The 23,323-nt window shown below is 69.3% G+C and carries 13 protein-coding genes; all 13 read left to right on the forward strand.

Going from position 1 to position 23,323, the window contains the following annotated elements; translation table 11 throughout:
- Window positions 1-461: 461 nt before the first annotated feature.
- Window positions 462-4,346 (forward strand): phosphoribosylformylglycinamidine synthase, encoded by a 3,885-nt coding sequence (gene purL / locus ACEPA4_RS02930; protein WP_138953198.1) that lies wholly within the window; start codon window positions 462-464, stop codon window positions 4,344-4,346.
- A 439-nt stretch (window positions 4,347-4,785) separates the two neighbouring features.
- Window positions 4,786-12,693, forward strand: coding sequence for an ESPR-type extended signal peptide-containing protein (locus ACEPA4_RS02935; protein WP_374083000.1), 7,908 nt, complete (start codon window positions 4,786-4,788; stop codon window positions 12,691-12,693).
- Window positions 12,694-12,851: 158 nt separating this feature from the next.
- Window positions 12,852-14,705, forward strand: a complete 1,854-nt coding sequence (locus ACEPA4_RS02940) for a S8 family peptidase (RefSeq protein WP_262089856.1) — start codon at window positions 12,852-12,854, stop codon at window positions 14,703-14,705.
- 136 nt (window positions 14,706-14,841) lie between these two features.
- Window positions 14,842-16,563 (forward strand): type II secretion system ATPase GspE, encoded by a 1,722-nt coding sequence (gene gspE / locus ACEPA4_RS02945; RefSeq protein ID WP_053499707.1) that lies wholly within the window; start codon window positions 14,842-14,844, stop codon window positions 16,561-16,563.
- Between the two features lie 24 nt (window positions 16,564-16,587).
- Window positions 16,588-17,808, forward strand: coding sequence for a type II secretion system F family protein (locus ACEPA4_RS02950; RefSeq protein ID WP_005415224.1), 1,221 nt, complete (start codon window positions 16,588-16,590; stop codon window positions 17,806-17,808).
- A gap of 49 nt (window positions 17,809-17,857) precedes the next feature.
- A complete protein-coding gene (gspG, locus tag ACEPA4_RS02955; protein ID WP_005415225.1) occupies window positions 17,858-18,301 on the forward strand; it encodes a type II secretion system major pseudopilin GspG in 444 nt (147 codons plus the stop codon).
- A 6-nt stretch (window positions 18,302-18,307) separates the two neighbouring features.
- The gene (locus tag ACEPA4_RS02960) at window positions 18,308-18,802 is read left to right on the forward strand and encodes a GspH/FimT family pseudopilin (protein WP_049417201.1); all 495 of its coding nucleotides are present in this window, start codon (window positions 18,308-18,310) and stop codon (window positions 18,800-18,802) included.
- Window positions 18,799-19,218, forward strand: coding sequence for a prepilin-type N-terminal cleavage/methylation domain-containing protein (locus ACEPA4_RS02965; protein ID WP_005415227.1), 420 nt, complete (start codon window positions 18,799-18,801; stop codon window positions 19,216-19,218). The genes ACEPA4_RS02960 and ACEPA4_RS02965 overlap by 4 nt, the downstream gene beginning before the upstream one ends.
- A complete protein-coding gene (locus tag ACEPA4_RS02970) occupies window positions 19,215-19,847 on the forward strand; it encodes a type II secretion system protein J (RefSeq protein WP_053499709.1) in 633 nt (210 codons plus the stop codon). Before ACEPA4_RS02965 ends, ACEPA4_RS02970 begins: the two co-directional genes overlap by 4 nt.
- The gene (locus ACEPA4_RS02975; RefSeq protein WP_139726719.1) at window positions 19,844-20,707 is read left to right on the forward strand and encodes a general secretion pathway protein GspK; all 864 of its coding nucleotides are present in this window, start codon (window positions 19,844-19,846) and stop codon (window positions 20,705-20,707) included. Before ACEPA4_RS02970 ends, ACEPA4_RS02975 begins: the two co-directional genes overlap by 4 nt.
- Window positions 20,704-21,849 (forward strand): PilN domain-containing protein, encoded by a 1,146-nt coding sequence (locus ACEPA4_RS02980; protein ID WP_065179642.1) that lies wholly within the window; start codon window positions 20,704-20,706, stop codon window positions 21,847-21,849. The genes ACEPA4_RS02975 and ACEPA4_RS02980 overlap by 4 nt, the downstream gene beginning before the upstream one ends.
- Window positions 21,830-22,537 (forward strand): type II secretion system protein GspM, encoded by a 708-nt coding sequence (gspM, locus tag ACEPA4_RS02985; RefSeq protein ID WP_231114026.1) that lies wholly within the window; start codon window positions 21,830-21,832, stop codon window positions 22,535-22,537. Before ACEPA4_RS02980 ends, gspM begins: the two co-directional genes overlap by 20 nt.
- Window positions 22,527-23,315 (forward strand): general secretion pathway protein GspN, encoded by a 789-nt coding sequence (locus ACEPA4_RS02990; RefSeq protein ID WP_065186244.1) that lies wholly within the window; start codon window positions 22,527-22,529, stop codon window positions 23,313-23,315. Before gspM ends, ACEPA4_RS02990 begins: the two co-directional genes overlap by 11 nt.
- The last annotated feature ends 8 nt before the right edge of the window (window positions 23,316-23,323 follow it).

A 23,323-nucleotide genomic window follows, 5' to 3' on the forward strand; every position in this document is an offset into this window, starting at 1 on the left:
TGCGGCTCACGCCCCTGCGCAGCCCACCCGCCCGGCCACGGACAGGTTCCTGCGCGGCCAGCCACGAAAGACAGAAGAAAAAAACAAAGGCAAAAGCCGGTCGCTGCGCTCTTCAATGCCTGATTTCTGACATTTCCTGGTTGCCGGCCAGCGGCCGGCACTACCGGGAAGCGTCCACGCATGGCCGCAGATCGCGGGAAACTGTCGGGGCGGGGTGGTGGGAGCCAGCAGGACCGTTGGCGCCATGGATGGCGCCATCGAGCCCCCACGGATGGGTTTACGGCGTGTCCTGCTGGCTCCCACCGCCCCGCCAGCTCACAGAAGCCAGCTCTTGCTGTTGCTTTGGCCGTTGCCGTTGCTTCGGCCGTGGCCTCGGCGGGTGCCGGGCGCCGCCCGGCCAAAGCCCACCCCCCGCTTCCGGTACAATGTCGGGCCCGTTTCCCAACTACGGTTCCCCGGACATGATGGTCCTCGAGGGCGCGCCCGCCCTGTCGCCGTTCCGCCGCGAACGTCTTGAATCCCGCCTGCAGTCCATCGCTCCCTCCCTGCGCATCAGCGGCGCCTGGCACGTCTACTTCGTGCAGCCCGAAGGCAGCGCCGCCCCCGACCTGACCACGCTGTGCCGCATCCTCGAAGCGGCGCCGCAGGCCGAAGCCGTGGCCGAAGGCGCAGTCAGCCGCATCGTGGTGCCGCGCCTGGGCACGCTGTCGCCGTGGTCGAGCAAGGCCACCGAACTGGTCCGCGGTGCCGGCCAGCCGGTCAGCCGGGTCGAACGTGGCCTGCGCATCGACGTGCAGGGCTGGCCGGCCGATGCCGACGCTCAGCAGGCGCTGGTCAAGGCGCTGCACGACCCGATGACGCAGTCGGTGCTGGAGACCGTGGAGCAGGGCCAGGCGCTGTTCTCGGCGCCAGCGCGTGGCGAGCTGGAACGCGTGCCGGTGGACCAGCTGGAGGCCGCCAACCAGCGCCTCGGCCTGGCCATGGCCCAGGACGAGATCGACTACCTGCGTGAACGCTTCACCGCGCTGGGCCGCTCGCCGTCGGACGTGGAACTGATGATGTTCGCGCAGGCCAATTCCGAGCACTGCCGCCACAAGATCTTCAACGCCAGCTGGACCATCGACGGCCAGGAGCAGGACCGCTCGCTGTTCCGGATGATCAAGAACACCCACCAGCAGACCCCGCAGCACACGCTCAGCGCGTACAGCGACAACGCCGCGGTGATCGAAGGCCATCCGGCCTCGCGCTATCGCCCCGATCCGGCCAGTGGCGAATACCGCCGCGAAGCGCAGGTGCCCAGTGCCTTCCAGATCAAGGTGGAAACCCACAACCACCCAACCGCGATCGCACCGTTCCCGGGCGCCTCGACCGGCGCGGGTGGCGAGATCCGCGACGAAGGCGCGACCGGCCGCGGTGGTAAGCCGAAGGCGGGCCTGACCGGCTTCTCGGTCTCGCACCTGCGCATTCCGGAATTGCCGCAGCCGTGGGAGGCGCCGCGCGCGCTGAACCCGCGCATGGCACCGGCGCTGGAAATCATGACCGACGGCCCGCTCGGCGGCGCCGCGTTCAACAACGAGTTCGGCCGCCCGAACCTGCTCGGCTACTTCCGCAGCTTCGAGCTGCCGGAAGGCGCCGATCTGGTGCGCGCCTACGACAAGCCGATCATGCTGGCCGGTGGCCTCGGCGCGATCGACCGCGTGCAGGTCGACAAGATCCCGCTGCAGGCCGGTGATGCGGTGATCGTGCTGGGTGGCCCGGCGATGCTGATCGGCCTGGGCGGCGGTGCGGCCAGTTCGGTGGCCTCCGGTGAAAGCGCCGAGGACCTGGACTTCGCCAGCGTGCAGCGCGACAACCCGGAAATGGAGCGCCGCTGCCAGGAGGTCATCGACCGCTGCGTGGCGATGGGCGCCAACAACCCGATCAAGTTCTTCCACGACGTCGGCGCCGGTGGCCTGTCCAACGCCATCCCCGAACTGCTGCACGACTCGAACGTCGGTGGTGTCATCGACCTGGGCAAGGTGCCCACCGATGATCCGTCGCTGTCGCCGATGCAGCTGTGGTGCAACGAGTCGCAGGAACGCTACGTGCTGGGCGTGGCCCAGGAACGCCTGGCCGAGTTCGCCGCGCTGTGCGCCCGCGAGCGCTGCCCGTTCGCTGCGGTCGGTGTGGCCACCGCCGAGGAACATCTGGTGGTGGCCTACGGTGCCGTGCCGGGCCACACCCCGGCCGATGCACCGATCGACCTGCCGATGGACGTGCTGTTCGGCAAGCCGCCGAAGATGCACCGCGATACCGCGCACCCGCCGGCACCGCGCTGGCCGGCGCTGAAGACCGGTGGCCTGGACCTGCAGGAAGCCGGCCTGCGCGTGCTCGCGCACCCGACCGTGGCCTCGAAGAACTTCCTGGTCACCATCGGTGATCGCAGCGTCGGCGGCCTGACCGCGCGCGAGCAGATGGTCGGCCCGTGGCAGCTGCCGGTGGCCGACGTGGCGATCACCCTGGCCGACTTCGACGGCGTAGCCGGTGAGGCGATGTCGATCGGCGAGCGCACCCCGCTGGCCCTGCTCGATGCCGCTGCTTCGGCACGCATGGCGGTGGGCGAAGCGCTGACCAACCTGTGCGCGGCCCCGGTCGATGCGCTGGATGAGATCAAGCTGTCGGCGAACTGGATGGCCGCGGCCGGTCACCCAGGCGAAGACGCGCTGCTGTACGACGCGGTGAAGGCGGTGGGCATGGAACTCTGCCCGCAGCTGGACATCAGCATCCCGGTGGGCAAGGACTCGCTGTCAATGCAGGCGCAGTGGCACGACCAGGGTGAAGCGCACAAGAGTGTGTCGCCGGTGTCGCTGGTGATCTCGGCGTTCGCGCCGGTCGCCGACGTGCGCCAGCAGTTGACCCCGCTGCTCGACCGGGAGGTGGACAGCGAGCTGTGGCTGATCGGCCTCGGTGCCGGCAAGCAGCGCCTGGGGGGGTCGATCCTGGCCCAGGTGCATGCCGACCACGGCGACCTGCCGGCCTTCGCCGGTGCCGCCCCGGACCTGGACGATCCGCAGCGCCTGCGGGGTTTCTTCGAGCTGATCCGCGATGCACGCCAGTCCGGCCTGCTGCTGGCCTATCACGACCGCAGCGACGGCGGTGCTTTCGCCGCGCTGTGCGAAATGGCCTTCACCTCGCGCCTGGGCCTGGACATCGCCCTCGATGCCTGGGGTGACGATCCGTTCCGCAGCCTCTTCAACGAAGAACTGGGCGCGGTGGTGCAGATCGCGCGCGAAGACCGTGCAGCGTTTGCCGACCTGGTTGAACGCCATGCATTGACCGAATGCGCGCAGCGCATCGCCAAGCCAACCACCGCACCGGTGGTGCGCGTGTCGCTGGGCGGCGAGAACCTGGCCGAGTGGCGCTGGGAGGCCTTGTTCGATGCCTGGTGGTCGGTCACCCACGCGATGCAGAAGCGCCGCGACAACCCGGCCAATGCCGATGCCGAGCGCGAGATCGCGCGTGCCTTCAACGCACCGGGCCTGAAGCCGAAGCTCAGCTTCGACCTCAACGAGGATGTGGCGGCACCGTTCATCAGCAGTGGTGCGCGTCCGCGCGTGGCGGTGCTGCGCGAGCAGGGCGTCAACGGCCAGATCGAAATGGCCAACGCCTTCGAGCGTGCCGGCTTCCGTGCCTTCGACGTGCACATGAGCGACCTGATTGAAGGCCGCGTGGCCCTGCAGGATTTCACCGGCCTGGTGGCCTGTGGTGGCTTCAGCTATGGCGACGTGCTCGGTGCCGGCCGTGGCTGGGCCACCTCGATCCTGGAGCGCAGCGCACTGCGTGATGCCTTCGCCGCGTTCTTCGCGCGCGAAGACAGCTTCGCGCTGGGCGTATGCAACGGCTGCCAGATGATGAGCCAGCTGAAGAACATCATTCCGGGTGCCGAGCACTGGCCGCAGTTCCGTCGCAACGCCAGCGAGCAGTTCGAAGCCCGCACCGCGCTGCTGGAAGTGGTGGAATCGCCGTCGATCCTGCTGCGTGGCATGGCCGGCTCGCGCCTGCAGGTGGCGGTGGCGCATGGTGAAGGCCAGGCCGTGTTCGACAATGCCGTCGACCAGGCTGCTGCACGTGTCTCGCTGCGCTACATCGATGGCAATGGCAAGGTGGCCAGCCAGTACCCGCTGAACCCGAACGGTTCGCCGGACGGCATCACCGGCCTGACCAGCAGCGACGGCCGCGTCACCATCATGATGCCGCACCCGGAACGTACCCCGCGCGCGCTCAACCTGAGCTGGGCACCGGCGGAATGGCAGGGTGATTCGCCGTGGATGCGCATGTTCCGCAACGCGCGGGTGTGGTGCGGCTGATCGCATCGTTCCGCGCAGGCCGCAATGCCACCGCGTATGGAAAAACCCGCCGCTTCGTCGGCGGGTTTTTCTTTGCGCGCGTGAAACCCTTGTCGTGCCCGCTAGTTACATCGGTTTTCATGCGCCAGCGGTCCGTCACGTGTACCTAACAAAATACTTTTATAAACACGTGAAATGGTGAACTGCTTCACGGCAATAGCATTTGTCGTGTCAAAGTCTTGACGATCTGCAAAGTTGCCGTTAACACTTGAACCCCGTTTCAGAACCATTCATTCCGCAGTAACCGCTCGGCGCACGCGCTCGGTTTTCTGTCGCTGCGCGCCGTTCGGCAATACCCCGCAGTAAATCACGCGAATAAACGCCCCCAGGGGACGTTGGGCCACAAGGCCCGGCGGTGGCGTTGCTTTGCCCAAAACCAGTCCAATCAGGAGCCGTACCGATGAATCGGATTTATCGCAAGGTCTGGAACAAAGCATTGGGTCAGTTGGTGGTGGCCTCGGAACTGGCCTCCTCCGACAGCAGCGGTGGTGTTGTCGACCAGCGCCGCGATACGACACAGGCCACGCCCGCGCTGTTGGCGGTGGCACTGGGCCTGGTACTGGGATTGGGCATGAGCGGTTCCGCCATTGCACAGTCAGTGCAGATCGGCGGCAGCGCTACCTGCGTCGCATTCAGCGGCAAGCTGCTGGAAAAGTGCCTGATCGAAGGCTCGGCCACGGCCAAGGGCAGCAACGCGGTGGCGATCGGCAGCAACAGCAATGCCAGCGCCGCCAACAGCGTGGCGCTGGGCGCTGGCTCCAAAGCAGCGCGGGCCAATACCGTGTCCGTCGGCGACGCCGGCAAGGAACGGCAGATCACCAACGTGGCCGCTGGTACCCAGGCCACCGATGCGGTGAACAAGTCACAGCTGGATGCGCAGGCGCGCGCCACGCAGGCCGCGCTGGCGGATGTCGCCGCAGATGGAAACCGCTATTTCAAGGCCGATGGCGCAGGTGATGACAGCGACGCGGCGAAGATCGACGGGCAGGGCGCGGTTGCAGCGGGCGCCGGTGCGCAGTCGTTGGCCAATGCCACCACCGCCATCGGTACCCAGGCGATTGCCGCCGGCCTGGGCGCCAGCGCGTTCGGCCAGGGCGCATTGGCAATCGGTGACGCCAGCGTGGTGGTCGGGCAGAGTGCTGCCGCGTTCGGTCTTGGTGACACCGCCGTCGGCGCCAGTGCCTACGCTGCAAGCGAGAATGGCGCGGCCACCGCCCTGGGTGCGCTGTCCGAAGCCACCGCCGATGGCGCCACTGCCGTGGGTGGCGGTGCCGTGGCGATGGGCCCGGGCAGTACCGCACTGGGCCGCGGCGCCACTGCCGCCAATGAAGCATCAATCGCGGTGGGTGCGTTCAGCACCGCCGTCGGTGAGTACAGCACCGCGCTGGGGTCCAACTCGGCGGCGGTTGCCACCGGCAGCGTGGCGCTGGGCGCCGGCTCGCTGGCCGACCGCGTCGATACCGTCTCTGTCGGCGCCGCCGAATATGGCCTGACCCGGCAGATCACCAGCGTCGCTGCGGGTACTGAAGATACCGACGCGGTCAATGTCGGCCAGTTGAAGAACGTGGCCGCCGTGGCCGATGCCACGGCCAAGCGTTTCCAGGCCACTGGCAGCAGCAACAGCGACGCCGGCGCGCTGGCCGAAGGTGACGAGGCGCTGGCGGCCGGCGAGGCGGCCAACGCCATCGGCAACGGCACCACCGCCGTGGGTGCCGGCGCCACGGCCGTTGCGCAGAACGCCACCGCCGTCGGCAACAACGCGCTGGCGTCGGGCCAGAACAGCGCCGCGTTCGGCAACAACGCACAGGCCAACGGCCCGGGCAGTGTCGCCGTCGGTGGTGCTGCGGTGGATGCCGACGGCAACCCGCTGATCACCAGTGGCGGCGTGCCGGTGGAAACCGGCGCCACCAGCGCAGGTGTCGGTGGCACCGCAGTCGGCGCCAGTGCCGAAGCCAGTGGATTTGCGGCGTCGTCCTACGGCGTTGGCGCGTATGCCGCCGGTGCGCAGTCGTCGGCATTCGGTGCGGTCGCCAATGCCATCGGTGACTACTCCACCGCACTGGGTACGCAGAGTACCGCCACCGGTACCAGCAGCGTCGCCATCGGCGGCCCGGCCGACCTGATTCCGGGCCTGGGCTTCTTCGTGCAGACCCAGGCCAGCGGCGAAGCCGCCACCGCGGTCGGCGCCGGCGCTATCGCCAGCGGTGATCGTGCGGTGGCCAACGGCAGCCTGACCGAAGCATCCGGTGTGGAATCCACCGCCGTGGGCTACTTCGCCTATGCCCCGGGTGAGAATGCCAGCGCGCTCGGTGCGCAGACCTGGGCCAGCGGTGCGCAGAGCACCGCCGTCGGTTATTACGCCACCGCTCGCGGTGCCAACAGCGTTGCACTGGGCGCGAACTCCGAAGCTGTCCGCGCCAACAGCGTAGCGGTCGGCAGCGCAGGCAACGAACGGCAGATCACCAGCGTTGCCGCGGGCAGTGAAGCCACCGATGCGGTCAATCTGGCCCAGTTGAAGGGCGTCGCTGCCGTGGCTGATGCCACCGCCAAGCACTTCCAGGCCACCGGCAGCAGCAACAGCGATGCCGGTGCGCTGGCCGAAGGCGAAGATGCGCTGGCCGCCGGCGAGGCGGCCAACGCGATCGGCAATGGCACCAGTGCACTGGGTGCGGGCGCCGTCGCCATCGCGCAGAGCGCCACTGCCGTCGGCAGCAATGCGCTGGCTTCGGGGCAGGGCAGCGCGGCCTTCGGCGCGGCGGCCACCGCCAGTGGCAGCAACGCCACCGCCCTGGGAACGCAGAGCAGCGCCACCGGCGCCGGCAGCGTCGCCATCGGTGGCCCGGCCGACATCGTGCCGGGCATGGGCCTGTATGTGCAGACGCGGGCCAGCGGTGTGTCCTCCACCGCGGTAGGCGGCGGTGCGGTCGCCAGTGGTGACCGTTCGTTGGCCAACGGCAGCTTCACCGAAGCAGTGGGCGCGGAATCCACCGCGCTGGGTTACTTCGCTTATGCCGCAGGCGACAACGCCAGTGCACTGGGCGCGCAGACCTGGGCCATCGGCAAGGACAGCACGGCCATCGGCTACTACGCCACCGCTGGCGCCGAAAACAGTGTCGCGCTGGGCGCCTATTCGGGCTCCAATCGGGCCAATACGGTGGCCGTGGGCACCAATGGCAATGAACGCCAGATCGTCAGCGTGGCCGCGGGTACGCAGGCGACGGATGCAGTGAACAAGGCGCAGCTGGACGCTGTGGCCAGCACCGCCGACGGCACCGCGCGCTTCTTCCAGGCACAGCCCGAAGCGGGCAGTGATGCCGGTGCGTTCGCCGAGGGCGAAGGTGCGGTTGCGGCCGGCTCCTCGAGCAACGCGGTCGGTGCTGGTGCAGTTGCACATGGCGCTGCCGCGTCAGCGATCGGTGATGACAGCGTGGCGGTGGGTCGCAACAGCAGCGCCACCGGCAACGGCGGTGTTGCCATCGGTGGCCTCGGACAGGCCTACGACGAGTACAACCAGCCGATCATCGGCGCCGACGGAAAGGCGCAACAGGTGGGCACCACGGCGGTTGCCGATGCCACGGCGGTCGGCAGCGGTGCGCAGGCCACCGGTGCCGTGAGCAGCGCGTTCGGCAATGCCGCCAAGGCCAGCGGCGACAACAGCTTCGCGGCCGGCGGCAAGTCGCGTGCGACCGGCAGCTATGCCGTTGCGGTCGGTGACAGCGCCTTCGCCAGCCGCGATGACAGCACCGCTGTCGGTGGCTACAGCTGGGCCACGGCCAGTGGTGCGAGCGCCTTCGGTTCCGGTGCATGGGCCACCGCCACCAACGCCTCGGCGTTCGGCAACGCGGCATGGGCCAGCGGCAGTGGCGCAACCTCCATCGGATACAACAGCTGGGCCAATGGTGCCAGCTCAACCGCAGTCGGCCGTGGTGCCTTCGGCTATGGCGACAACAGCGTGGCGCTGGGCTTCCAGGCGCTGGGTAACAGCCTCAACAGCATTGCCATCGGCACCAACACGGTGGCCGGTGGTGAAAGCGCGATCGCGCTCGGGGCCGGTAGCAACGCCAGCGCCAGCAACGCTGTCGCGCTCGGCGCCGGCTCGGTTGCCAACCGCGCCCGCAGCGTGTCGGTCGGCAGCACCGGCAACGAGCGGCAGATCACCAACGTCGCCGCTGGCACCCAGGCCACCGATGCGGTGAACAAGGCACAGCTGGATGCGGTCGCGAGTACCGCCACCACCACCAGCCGCTTCTTCCAGGCCAGTGGCAGCGGTGACGACGTAGCCGGTGCGCTGGTGGAGGGTGACAACGCGCTGGCCGCCGGTGATGCGGCCAACGCCATCGGCAACGGTGCCACCGCACTCGGCAGTGGTGCCAATGCGCTGGCCAACAACGCGCAGGCGATCGGTCTCAACGCGCTGGCCAGCGCCGCCAACGCCAGCGCCGTCGGTGCCAACGCACAGGCGACCGGTGAGTACGCCACCGCGCAGGGTGCGGAAAGCGAAGCCAGCGGCGAGCAGAGCGCGGCGTTCGGTGCCGCCAGCATCGCCAGTGGTGCCGGCAGTACCGCCAACGGTGTGTTGTCCGAAGCCTCCGGCGAGGAAGCCGTGGCGGTGGGCTACTTCAGCAATGCCAGCGGCAGCGGCGCCACCGCGGTCGGCAGCGAAAGCGTCGCCAGCGGCACGGCGTCGGCAGCGTTCGGCATCGGCGCCGAAGCGACCGGTGGCTACAGCACCGCCATCGGTGGCTATTCCCAGGCATCGGCGTTCAACGCCACCGCTTTCGGCAACTTCGCCAGTGCCACCGGTTCCAACAGCGTGGCGCTGGGCGGCGACTCCGAGGCGTCGGGTGCCTACAGCACCGCCACCGGCCAGGGTAGCCTGGCCACCGGCACCAACAGCGTCGCCGTCGGTGGTTCGCTGTTTGGCGTGCTGGCCACCGAAGCATCGGGCAATTACTCCACCGCCGTCGGTGGCGGCGCCTGGTCCGGCGGCATCAACAGCACCGCACTGGGCAACGCCGCCGAATCGCGCGCTGCCAACAGCGTGGCGCTGGGTGCCGATTCGATCGCGGACCGTGACAACACCGTGTCGGTAGGCGGTGCTGGCAACACCCGCCAGATCACCAACGTGGCCGATGGCACGCAGGGCAATGATGCGGTCAACAAGAACCAGCTTGACGCCGTAGCCGCAGCAGCGGAGAAGACCAGCAGGCAGTTCCAGGCCAGTGGCAACGCCGAGGGTGAAACCGGCGCCCTGGTCGAGGGTGACAACGCGCTGGCGGCCGGTGATGCGGCCAACGCCATCGGCAACGGTGCCACCGCACTCGGCAGCGGCGCCAATGCACTGGCCGCCAACGCCACGGCGGTCGGCATCGATGCGCTGGCCACCGGCAACAACGCCGCAGCACTGGGCAGTACCGCACAGGCCACCGGCGAAGACAGCCTTGCGCTCGGTACCGGCGCCAGCGCCAGCGAGCTCGGCGCCAGCGCGGTAGGGGCGCGTGCGCAGGCCAGTGGTGCGTACAGCACCGCGACCGGCACCGAATCCAACGCCAGTGGCACGCAGGCACTGGCCAGTGGCTTCCGCAGTGCCGCCTCTGCCGATGGCACCACCGCCGTCGGTGGCTATGCCGAAGCGAGCGGACGCCTCGGCACCGCGTTGGGCTACGGCTCGGCCGCCAGCGGGGCCAACACCACCGCGGTCGGCTTCGGTGCCGCCGCAGCCGGTACCGGTGCCGTGGCCGTGGGCCAGTCCAGCGAGGCCAGTGGCGAGGAGAGCGTGGCCATTGGTGGCAGCACCTTCTTCGGCTTGATCCCGTCGCGTGCCAGCGGCACCGGCGCGGCGGCCTTCGGTGCCGGCGCCTGGGCGACCGAAGACTACGCCACCGCGATCGGCTGGAATTCGTGGGCGGATGCCGCAGATGGCACGGCACTGGGCGCCAGTGCCACCGCCAGTGGGTTGAACAGCGTGGCGCTGGGCGCCGGCTCCAAGGCCGAGCGCGACAATACCGTGGCCGTGGGCACCGCGGGCGGTGAGCGCCAGGTGACGCATGTGGCAGCCGGCACCGAGGCCACCGACGCGGTGAACAAGGGCCAGCTGGACGCGGTTGCCAGCGTTGCCGACAGGACTGCCCGGCAGTTCCAGGCCAGCGGCAACGCCGACGGCGAAGCCGGTGCCCTGGTCGACGGCGACAACGCACTGGCCGCCGGTAACGCGGCCAACGCCGTCGGCAACGGCGCCACCGCGCTGGGCAGCGGAGCCAATGCCATGGCCGTCAACGCCACCGCCGTCGGCGTCGATGCCCTGGCCACCGGCAACAACGCCGCGGCTCTGGGCAACAACGCACAGGCCAGTGGTGTCGACAGCGTGGCGGTGGGCAGCGGCGCCAGCGCCAGCGAACTCGGTGCCAGCGCCAGCGGCACCGGTGCCCAGGCCAAGGGTGCCTACAGCACCGCCAGTGGTGCGCAGGCCACGGCCAGCGGCACGCAGTCGCAGGCCATCGGCTTCCGCGCCAACGCCTCGGCTGACGGTGCCTCCGCGCTGGGCAGCTATGCCGAAGCCAGTGGCCGGCTTGGTACGGCGGTCGGCTACGGCAGCAAGGCCACCGGCGCGAATGCCACCGCAGTGGGTGTCAGCGCCAATGCGTCGGCAGCCGGCAGCATCGCACTGGGTGCCGGCTCGGTGGCTGATCGTGCCAACACCGTGTCAGTGGGCAGCAGCACCAGTGATCGTCAGATCACCCGTGTCGCCGCCGGTACCGAGCGCACCGATGCAGTCAATCGTGGCCAGCTCGATGCGGTCGCGGCGACCGCCGATGGCACCGCACGCTACGTCAAGGCCACTGGTGCGGGTACCGCCAGTGCCAGCGGCAGCGATGCCGCTGCGGTCGGTTCGGCCGCCACTGCCAGTGGTGCACGCAGCAATGCGCTGGGTGCCAACGCGATGGCCATTGGCAATGGTGCGCTTGCACTGGGCAACAGCGCCGGCGCGTCCGGTGCGAACTCGGTGGCTCTGGGGGCGGGTTCGCGTGCGCTCGATGCCAACGTGGTCTCGGTCGGCGGCGGCAATGGCACCGATGGCCCGGCCACGCGGCGCATCGTCAATGTGGCCGACGGCCGCATCGCTGCCGGCAGCACCGATGCGGTCACCGGTTCGCAGCTCAACGTCACCAACCAGCGCGTGGGCGCAGTGGAAACCCGCGTCGGTGATTTCGATTCGCGCATCGCGACGGTCGAGACCACGGCGGCCAGTGCAGTCGGCTATGACGACGGCAGCCGTGATCGCCTGACCCTCTCCGGCTTCCAGGGCACCACCATCGACAACGTCGGTGCCGGCAGCATCGCCGCCGGCAGCCGCCAGGCGATCAATGGCGGGCAGTTGTTCCAGTCGCTCAGTGATGCCGCCAGCTTCCTCGGCGGTGGCGCCAGCGTCGGCATGCAGGGCGTGTTCGTGGCGCCGAACTACGTGATCCAGGGCGCCACCTACAGCAACGTCGGCGATGCGCTCGGTGCGCTGGACCGCAAGGTCAGCGAGATCGATCGCCGCACCGCCGGAGGCACGCGTTCGGGAACGGCAAGCCTGCGTTCGATGAGTGCCTCGCTGGATGAAAGCGCACTGGCCAGCGTCGCCGACGCACCGGCCACCGCCGACGCGGCACCGGCCAGCACCGCACGCGTGCAGGGCACGCCGACGGCCGCCGCCGCCGGTGCCGGGATTCCGGTTGGCACCCCGGCCACGGGCTTCAATGCCGTCGCCATGGGGGAGGGCGCAGTGGCCAGTGGCGCCTCGTCCACCGCCATCGGCCAGGGTGCCAGTGCCACGGCTGCCAACGCGGTGGCTTTGGGCCAGGGCTCGGTTGCCGATCGTGCCAACACCGTGTCGGTCGGTAGCGAAGGCAACGAACGCCAGGTCACCAACGTCGCCGCCGGCACCACTGCCACCGACGCCGTCAACAAGGGCCAGCTGGACCGTGGCATGGCCACTGCCAACAGCTACACCGACAGCCGCGTGCAGGCCGTCGCCGACAGCTTCGATGTGTTCAAGGGCGAGATCGACGGGCGCCTGCGCCACATGGATCGCCGCATCGACCGCCAGGGCGCCATGAGCGCGGCGATGCTCAACATGGCCACCAGTGCCGCCGGTATCCGCACCCAGAACCGGGTCGGCGTCGGCATCGGTTTCCAGGGCGGCGAGTCGGCGTTGTCGCTGGGCTACCAGCGTGCGATCAGCGATCGCGCCACGGTCACCTTCGGCGGTGCCTTCAGCAGTGACGACAGCTCGGTCGGCGTTGGTGCCGGCTTCGGCTGGTAAGCCAAACCACTGCGCCGGTGGCCACCCACGCCGGCGCCAAACCTGCAATCAGGGCCTGGGGGGAGGTCACGGCAATCCCGGCTGGGCCGGCCGGGAGTCGTCAAGGAATGATGGCCGCAGTGTTGGTTCGATCCATGACCCAGAAGAGGAATTTCGACGTGATCAAGAAGCAGAACCTTCGCATCAATGTGCTTGCCGCCGCCGTGCTGTCGATGACCGCGGTGGGTGCCGTCCACGCCGCCGGGTTGCCGACCCGTGAACCGGTGCGCCAGGCCAGCACCGCCGAGCCGGGCGCCGAGCGCATCATCGTCAAGTATCGTGCTGGCACCGCTGCGGCGGACGACCGTTCGGCCAAGCTGTCCGCCGTGCAGTCCGCGCTGACCCGCGCCAGCCTGTCCGGTGGCACCGCCCGCGCCAGCACGCTTGGCCCGCAGGTCGTGCGCAAGCTCGGCGTCGGTGCCGACCTGATCCGCCTGCAGGGCCGCCTGGCGCCTGCGGAACTGCAGCGCGTGCTGAAGGAGCTGAATGCCGACCCGGCCGTGCAGTACGCCGAAGCCGACGTGAAGCTGCGCCGCACCGAGCTGCGCGCCGGTGACGTGCAGCCGGCGCTGGCGCCGAACGATCCGTACTACCAGCAGTACCAGTGGCACCTGCACAACGCCACCGGTGGCATCAACGCACCGTCTGCCTGGGATGTATCGCAGGGCGAGGGCGTGGTGGTGGCCGTGCTCGACACCGGCATCCTGCCGCAGCACCCGGACCTGGTCGGCAACCTGCTGGAAGGCTACGACTTCATCAGCGACGCCGAGACGTCGCGCCGTGCCACCAACGATCGCGTGCCGGGCGCGCAGGACTATGGCGACTGGGTCGAGAACGACAATGAGTGCTACACCGGCTCCGTCGCGGAGGACAGCTCCTGGCACGGTACCCATGTGGCCGGCACCGTGGCCGAGCAGACCAACAACGGCGTCGGCATGGCCGGTGTCGCGCACAAGGCCAAGGTGCTGCCGGTCCGCGTGCTCGGCAAGTGCGGTGGCTACCTTTCCGATATCGCCGACGCCATCACCTGGGCCTCCGGCGGCACCGTGGCGGGCGTGCCCGCCAATGCCAACCCGGCCGAGATCATCAACATGAGCCTGGGTGGAAGTGGCAGCTGTGACGGAACCTACCAGGATGCGATCAATGGCGCGATCTCGCGTGGCACCACCGTGGTCGTGGCGGCCGGCAACGAGACCGACAACGCATCCAAGTACCGTCCGGCCAGTTGCGACGGCGTAGTGACCGTCGGCGCCACCCGCATCACCGGCGGCATCACCTACTACTCCAACTACGGCACCCGCGTGGACCTGTCCGGTCCGGGTGGTGGCGGCAGCGTCGATGGCAATCCGGGCGGCTACGTCTGGCAGTCCGGTTCCGATGCGGCCACCACGCCGGAGTCAGGCAGCTACAGCTACATGGGCATGGGTGGCACGTCGATGGCCTCGCCGCACGTGGCTGCCGTCGCTGCACTGGTGCAGAGCGCGCTGATCGCCAAGGGCAAGGATCCGCTGGCCCCCGCCGCGATGCGCGCGCTGCTGAAGGAAACCGCGCGCCCGTTCCCGGTCAGTATCCCGGCCGCCACTCCGATCGGCACCGGCATCGTCGATGCCAAGGCGGCGCTGGCCAAGGCACTGGAAGAGCCGTGCACCGAGAACTGCGGGCCGGTGGCGACGCCGCTGACCAACAAGGCCGCCGTGGGGGGCCTGAACGGTACGGCCGGCAGCAGCCGCCTGTACAGCTTCGAGGCAGCCGCCGGAAAGCAGCTCAGCGTGATCACCTACGGTGGCACCGGCAACGTGTCGGTCTACATCGCCCAGGGACGCGAGCCGAGCGCCAGCGACAACGATGGCAAGTCGACCCGTCCCGGCACGTCCGAAACGGTACGGGTGAACAAGCCGGTGGCAGGCACCTACTACATCAAGGTGGTGGGCGAAGCGGCCTACAACGGCGTGAGCATCCTCGCCACGCAGTAAGCCTGACGTGTCGTAGTTGAACGGCCGAGGCCCGTCATCCTGTGTGACGGGCTTCGTCTTTTTACGAAAGCTGGCCGCAGGGCGGCGGAAATCATGGCTTAACTGCTAAAGTCGGTCCGATTGACAGGAGAGTCACGTGAACGCGCTCGCTGCAACCGTTACCGACGATGCCGAAGGCCGCATCCTGGATGCGCTGCTGGCACGCGGCCGGCTCAAGGAAGGAGACCTGGCGCGCGCGCGGCCGCTGCACGCCGAGGCCGGCGGCAGCCTGCTGGGCCTGCTGGTGCGCCTGGGCCTGGTGTCTGAACGCGACCAGGCACAGGCCAGCGCCGAGGTGCTGGGCCTGCCGCTGCTGGAGGGCAAACAGGTGCCGGAGGCCCCGCCGCAGGCGCTGGCCGAGGGACTGCCGCTGTCGCTGCGTTTCCTGAAGCAGTTCCATGTGTGCCCGCTGGAGCTGAATGAACACGGGGTGCGTCTGTGGCTGGCCGATGCCCACGATGCCTATCCGCAGCAGGCCGTGCAGTTGGCGCTGGGGGTTCCGGTGACACCGGTGCTGGGCATGCGCGCGGAGATCGATGACCTGGTCGAGCGCTGGTTCGGCCAGGGCCGCAGCGCGATGGGCGCGATCGTGGAAACCGCCGATGGCGAAGGCGGCGCGGTCGACGATATCGAGCACCTGCGCGACCTCGCTTCGGAAGCGCCGGTGATCCGTCTGGTCAACCTGGTGATCCAGCGTGCGGTGGAACTGCGCGCTTCGGATATCCATGTCGAACCGTTCGAGAGCCGGTTGAAGGTCCGCTACCGGGTCGATGGCGTGCTGGTGGAGGGCGAAAGCCCGCCGGCCAACCTCACCGCCGCGGTGATCAGCCGCATCAAGATCATGGCCCGGCTCAACATCGCCGAGCGCCGCCTGCCGCAGGACGGCCGCATCATGCTGCGCGTGCAGGGCAAGGAGCTGGACCTGCGCGTGAGTACCGTGCCTACCGCGCATGGCGAAAGCGTGGTGATGCGCCTGCTGGACCGCGAAACGGTGGTCTTCGATTTCCACCGGCTCGGCTTCACCGACGCCTTCCTGCCGCAGTTCCGCAAGGTGCTGGAACAGCCGCACGGCATCCTGCTGGTGACCGGTCCGACCGGCTCGGGCAAGACCACCACGCTGTACACCGCGCTGAGCCAGCTCAACACCGCCGACGTCAAGATCATCACGGTGGAAGATCCGGTCGAATACCAGATCGAGGGCATCAACCAGATCCAGGCCAAGCCGCAGATCGGCCTGGATTTCGCCAACGCGCTGCGCAGCATCGTCCGCCAGGATCCGGACATCATCATGATCGGTGAAATGCGCGACCTGGAAACCGCGCGCATCGCCATCCAGTCGGCACTGACCGGCCACCTGGTGCTGTCCACCCTGCACACCAACAATGCGGCCGGTGGCATCACCCGCCTGCTCGACATGGGCGTGGAGGATTACCTGCTCACCTCGACCATCAACGGCATCCTGGCCCAGCGCCTGGTGCGCCGGCTGGAGCCCACCCATGCCGAACGCTACGCAGCCTCGCCAGAGGAGATCGAACGCTTCGAGCTGCGCCGCCTGCAGCCGGAGGGACCGATCCACCTTTACCGCCCGAAGCCCTCGGCGCTGGCGCCGACCGGCTACCTGGGGCGTACCACCATCATGGAATTCCTGGTGATGAACGATGCGCTGCGGCGTGCGGTGATGCGTCGCGATGGCATGGGCGAGATCGAGCGCATCGCCCGCGAAGCCGGCATGCGCACCATGTACGAGGATGGCCTGTCCAAGGCGCTGAGCGGACAGACCACCATCGAGGAAGTGCTGCGCGTGACCGAGGAAAGCTGATGCGCGCAGGACGCCGGGGCTGACATGCCGAACTACCGCTACAAGGCGCTCAATCCGCACGGTGAGGTCTTCGACGGGCAGATGGAAGCGGCCAGCGAGGCCGAGCTGATCGCGCGCCTGCAGGACCAGGGCCACCTGCCGATGGAGACGCAGCTGGCCGACGCCGGCGCGATCGGCGGCCGCAGCTGGCGCAACCTGCTGCAGCAGCGCCCCCTGCAGGGCGCCGCCCTGCTGCAGTTCACCCAGCAGCTGGCGACCCTGCTCGGTGCCGGCCAGCCGCTGGACCGCGCGCTGTCGATCCTGCTGGGGTTGCCTGAGGACGAACGATCGCGCCGCGCGATCACCGACATCCGCGACGTGGTGCGCGGCGGTGCACCGCTGTCCACCGCGCTGGAACGCCAGCATGGGCTGTTCTCGCGGCTGTACGTGAACATGGTGCGCGCCGGCGAAGCCGGTGGCAGCCTGCATGAAACCCTGCAACGCCTGGCCGACTACCTCGAGCGCAGCCGCGCGCTGCAGGGCAAGGTCATCAACGCGCTGGTCTACCCGGCGATCCTGCTGGTGGTGGTGGGCGGTGCGCTGCTGTTCCTGCTTGGCTACGTGGTGCCGCAGTTCGCGCAGATGTACGAGAGCCTGGACGTGGCGCTGCCGTGGTTCACCAATGCGGTGCTGCAGCTGGGCCTGTTCGTGCGCGACTGGTGGGTGCTGCTGCTGGTGGTGCCGGCGCTGCTGGCGCTGTTCTTCGAGCGCAAGGCGCGGCAACCGGCGTTCCGGCTGGCGCTGGATGGCTGGCTGCTGCAGCGCCGTGGCATCGGCCGTCTCGTCGGTGAACTGGAGACCGCGCGCCTGGCGCGCACGCTGGGCACCCTGCTGCGCAACGGCGTACCCCTGCTGGGCGCACTGGGCATCGCGCGCAACGTACTGGGCAACCGCGCGCTGGCCGCCGATGTGGAAGCGGCCGCCGATGAAGTGAAAAATGGTGCCGGCCTGTCGCTGGCACTGTCGCGCGGCAAGCGCTTCCCGCGCCTGGCCCTGCAGATGATCCAGGTCGGCGAGGAATCCGGCGCCCTCGATACCATGCTGCTGAAGGCCGCCGACACCTTCGAACAGGATAGTGCCCGGCGCATCGACCGCCTGCTGGCGGCGATGGTGCCGGCGATCACCCTGGTGCTGGCCTCGGTGGTGGGCGCGGTGATCGTGGCCGTGCTGGTGCCGCTGTACGACCTGACCAATGCCATCGGTTGATGATGGCACTCCCTGCAACCCCGACACTCCGCAACTGAAAGGACCGTCCATGATTGCCCGTCGCCGACCGATCCGCCTTTCCTTCACCGCCGCGCGCAACCAGTCGGGCATGAGCCTGCTGGAAATCATCATCGTCATCGTGCTGATCGGCGCGGTGCTGACCCTGGTCGCCAGCCGCGTACTGGGCGGTGCCGACCGTGGCAAGGCCAACATCGCCAAGGCGCAGGTGCAGACCGTGGCGTCCAAGATCGACAACTACCAGATCGACACCGGCAAGCTGCCCGGCTCGCTCAATGACCTGGTGACCGCACCGGCCGGTGTTGGCGGCTGGCTCGGTCCGTACGCCAAGCCGGCCGACCTGAACGACCCGTGGGGCCACGCCCTGGAATACCGCGCACCGGGCGAAGGCCAGCCGTATGAGCTGGTCAGCCTGGGCAAGGATGGCAAGGCCGGCGGTAGCAGCGTCGACGCTGACATCCGCTACCAGCCGTAACCGCGCATGACGTATTTCCTGCCGCGCCGGTTGCCCCACCCGCGCCTGCACGGCAGGCGCGCGGCGGGACTGTCGCTGCTGGAAATGCTGCTGGTGATCGCACTGATCGCGGCGATCGGCCTGATCACCGCCGCTGGCCTGTCGCGTGGTTTCGCCGGCATGCAGCTGCGCAGCGCCGGCAAGGACATCGCCAGCCAGCTGCGCATGGTGCGCGCGCAGGCAATCGCCCGCGGCGAACCGCAGCGCTTCGTCATCGAGCCGGCGCGGCGGCGCTGGGAGGGCGCCAACCAGCGCCACGGTGAGGTGCCCGCACAGCTGCAGGTGCAGTTCGAAGGCGCCGCGCAGCTGGCCACCGCGCCGGGGCAGGGCGTGATCGAATTCCATCCCGATGGTGGCTCCAGCGGTGGCCGCATCCGGTTGCAGCGCGACGGCGCCGAATGGCGCGTCGACGTCGGCTGGCTCACCGGCGAGGTCCGCTCCGGCCCCTGGCGGGCGCAATGAAGCGGCGCGCGCGTGGCTTCACCCTGCTGGAAGTGATCATCGCCTTCGCCCTGCTGGGCCTGGCGTTGACCCTGCTGCTGGGCAGCCTGTCCGGCGGCGCAAAACAGGTGCGCGATGCCGAGCTGCGCACGCGCGCGGTGCTGCATGCACAGTCGTTGCTGGCCGAGGCCGGCGTCGACGCACCGCTGCAGGTGGGCAGCCAGCAGGGTGACTGGGAACAGGGGCGCTATCACTGGGAACTGCAGGTTCAGCCGTGGGTGGAACCACGCGCTGGCAATGTCGTGCAGGCCACGTCACCGGGGACCCCATGGCTGGCAGAGCTGCAATTGCAGGTGCGTTGGGGTGACAGCGAGCGCGAGCAGCTGCGCTGGCGCAGCCTGCGCCTGTTGCCGCCCGACCTGGAGAATGCACGGTGAGGCGCCGCGCCGCAGGTTTCACCCTGGTCGAAGTGATGCTGGCCACCGTGCTGCTGGCCGGCGGCCTGGCGTTGGCCTTTGCCAGCGTGCGCTCGGCGATGGCGGTCAGCCAGCGTGGCGAGCAGATCGCCGCCGAGAGCGAACGCATGCGCGCGGTCGAGTCCTTGCTTCGCAGGCAGCTGGCGGGCGCGTTGCGCACCCCGCTTGAGGTTCCGGACCCCACCCGCGAACCGATCTTCTTCCAGGGGGAGGAGCAACGCATGTTGTTCGCCGCCGACCTGCCCGGCTACCTCGGCCGTGGCGGCCCCTACCTGCACGCGCTGCAGGTCGACGGACGCGATGGCCAACAGCGCCTGCTGCTGGACCTGGTGCTGCTGCAGGAAGGCGAGCGCATCGCCGAGAATCCACCGCGCCCGCCCGAGGTGCTGGTGGAGAACCTGAAGTCGGTGCAGCTGCGCTATCGGGGTATCGATGCCAGCACTGGGCAGGTGACCGACTGGATGCCGCGCTGGGACGACACCCGCCGCCTGCCGATGCTGGTGGAGATCCAGATCGTGCCGGCCCGTGGAGCGCCGTGGCCACCGCTGGTGGTGGCGCTGCGCGCCGGTGGCAGCGGAGGCGCGCGATGAGGCGTCAGGCTGGGGCGGCATTGGTGCTGGTGCTGTGGCTGATCGCGTTGATGACCGCGCTGGTCGGCGCATTCGCGCTGAGCGCACGGGTCGAACACCTGCAGCAGCGCGTGCTGGATGACGATGCACGCGGGCAGGAACGTGCGCGTGCCGGCCTCGAATATGCCCTGCTGCGCCTGTCGGCCGATCCGCAGCGCGCGCCCTGGCGTGCCGATGGCCGGACCTATCGCTGGCAGTTCGACGACGCCAGCATCGAGATCAAGGTGCTGGACGAGAACGGCAAGATCAACCTGAACCTGGCCGACGCCGCGCTGCTGGCCGCCTTCCTCAAGGCGCTGGGTGAAGACGATGCCCAGGCCCGGCAGCTGGCGGCGGCCATCATCGACTGGCGTGACGAGGACAGCCTGCTGCAGCCGGGCGGTGGTGCTGAAGCGCAGGACTACGCCGCAGCCGGGTTGCCCTATGGCCCACGCAACAAGCGCTTCGAGACCCTGGGCGAGCTGCAGCGCGTGCTGGGCATGCGCGGCACGCTGTACCGGGCGATGTTGCCGCACCTGACCCTGTACAGCCGCCAGGCCCGGCCGGATCCGCAGTTCGCCAGTGCGCCGGTGCTGAGCGCGCTGGGGCTGGATGCGGACAGGGTGATGGCGCAGCGCGCACAGCAGGAGCGTGATGCAGATTCCGCTGGTGGTACGACAACGCTTGCCAGCAGCAGCGGCACCTATAGTATCGAGTCCGCTGCCATCGACAGCAGTGGACGCAGGTCGGTGTTGCAGGCAGTGGTACGCAGTGGCTCGGGCGGGGTTCCCGGGCGGACCTACACAGTGCTTCGCTGGGAGCAGGGAATGACAGCAAGATGACGGCGTGGCAGGACAGTCTGCGGCAAGTGCAGGGCCGGATCGGCCCGGGTGCTGGCCGCTTCCTGCGCTGGTGGCGGCAGTCGCTGCTGGCCTGGGTACCGGTGCGCTGGCAATGGGCGTTGGGCTGGGGCCAGGCCCGCCTGTTGCTGCAGCCTGAGAGCGACCAGCTGCAGGTCTGGCGTGAGGCCGGTGAACGCCGCGAAGTGGTGGCGCGCCTGCCGTGGCCGCTGTCGCCGGTGGAACTGGACCGGGTACTCGAGCCGCGCCTGCGCAGCCTGCCCCGGGTGTGGCTGCTGCCCGCGGCGGATGTGCTGCGGCGCACGCTGCGCCTGCCCGCCGCGGCGGCTGACCGCCTGCGTGCCGTGGTCGGTTTCGAGATCGACCGGCAGACCCCGTTCGAAGCGTCCCAGGTCAGCTATGACGTGCGTGAACTCGGCGCGGGCGGCGAAGGGCAGTTGCAGGTCGAACTGGTAGCGTGGCCACTGCGGCAGCTGGAAGCATGGCGCACGCGGGTGGGCCAATGGGCCGATGCGCTGGCCGGCGTCGATGCCATCGATGCGCAGGGCAACGTGTTGCAGGTGAACCTGCTGCCGCCCGCGCAGCGCCAATTGCGGCCAGACCCGATGCGGCGCTGGAACCTGCTGCTGGCAGCGGCATCCGTCGTGATGCTGGTACTGGCCGCGGTGCAGTTGCTGGACAACCGCCAGGCCGCCGCCGACGAACTGCGTGCGCAGGTCGAGCGCAGCGCGCGCAGCGCGCGTGGCGTGGCCAGCGAACGCGCGCAGCTGCAGGCGCTGATCGATGGTGCTGCATTCCTTGAGAAGCAGCGCAGCCAGCGCGCCGGTACCGTGGAGATCTGGAACGAACTGACCCGGCGCCTGCCGGAAGGCACCTACCTGGAAAAGCTGGCGATCGAGAACAACAACCTGCAGCTGATCGGCCTGAGCCGCGAAGCATCGCAGCTGGTGCAGCTGCTGCAGGATGCACCGCAGTGGCGCAAGGTCAACCTGACCGGGGTGCTGCAGGCCGATGGCGCGGCCAGTGGCCGCGACCGCTTCACCATGACCGCCGAACTGCAGCCGTTGCCGGCCGCAGCACCGACCCCGGAGGCGGCCGATGCCGATGCCAAGCGCACGCCGTGATCGCTGGTTGGCGCTGGCACTGCTGCTGGCAGTGCTGGGCCTGGCTTATCTGCTGCTGGTGCACCCCTGGTTCACCCAGCCGCTGCGTGCGATCGATGCCGATGTCGCCGCCCTGCGCGAACGCGAGTCGCGCGTGCAGGCGCAGCTGCAGCAGCAGCCGCAGATCGAACAGCGCCTTCGCGCTACCCGCGAGGCACTGCAGCAGCGGCCAGGCTTCCTGCGCGAAGCCACTGCCGAAGCTGCCGCCGCTGCATTGGGCGCCCGGCTGCAGGATGCGGTGGCGATGGCCAGCCCGGGCAACCGCAGCTGCACCATCAGCAACCGCACGCCGCTGACCGACAACCGGCGCGATGCCGAGTTCGTGCGCGTCGCCATGCAGGTGCGCCTGCGCTGCGGCGTGGCCGAACTGGCCACCGTGCTGCACAGCCTCGAAACCGGCAGCCCCCGCCTGTTCGTCGACAACCTCAACCTGATCGCGCAGCGCTTCCAGCAATCGCCGAACGAATCGGGGCTGGGCCTGGATGTGTCCTTCGAGCTGGCCGGCTATCTGCTGCCAGGCGCCGCCGCCGACGGCACGGTACCGGCACCCGCTGCGGCACCGGCACCGTCCACGTCGCCGGCCGAGGCCACGCCTGCGCCCCAGCCGGCGCCCCCGTCCGAAGGGCCGGAGGTGGCCGATGAAGCTTGAGCAGATCAGCCTGCGTACCGGCTTCCTGCTGGCACTGGCCGGCTGGGCGGCGGCGGTCTGGCTGTCAACCGTGTTCGGGCTGGGCAGCCAGCTGCCGGGCGCCGACGGTGATGCCGACGCCGCGCCATCGCTGCCATCGCTGCCGCCGCTGGCGGCCGAGCGCATGGCCAGCGCCGACAGCTACAGCGCGATCGGTGAGCGCCCGCTATTCGCCGAAGACCGCAGGCCGCGGCCCTATCTGCTGGGGGGCAGCGAACCGGCGGCCAGTGCCGCGTTGCGCCTGACCGGCGTGCTGCTGACCGGCGATTTCGGCATGGCCACCTTCACCACCGAACAGAACCGCTCGCTGCGCCTGCGTCTCAACGGCGAAGCCGTGGATGGCTGGCAGCTGGTCGCGCTGCAGCCGCGCCAGGCGACGGTGATCGGCCCCGGTGGCAACCAGGTCCTGGAACTGGCCGTGTTCAACGGCCAGGGCGGTGAGCCGCCGACGGTGCTGCGCGGTGCCAACGGTGTACCGCCTGCAGGTGCGATCGTTGTGCCGCCTTCGGCGGGTGCTCCGCCGGCGCCGTCCCCGGTCGCGGCCACCCCACCGACGCCGCCCGCCGGCAATGCCCCCACACCTGCGGCGTCAGCTGCAAAAACACCACCGGCCAACAACAACGGTCCCAGCGAAGCGCAGATGCAGGCCATCCGCGAACGCATCCAGGCCCGCCGCCGCCAGCTGCAGCAACAGCAGCAACAACCGTCGCCGCCCCCGGGCGATGGCACCAACCGATAGAGTGAATG

This window comes from Stenotrophomonas sp. P2112, from assembly GCF_041897515.1.
Classification (GTDB): domain Bacteria; phylum Pseudomonadota; class Gammaproteobacteria; order Xanthomonadales; family Xanthomonadaceae; genus Stenotrophomonas; species Stenotrophomonas sepilia.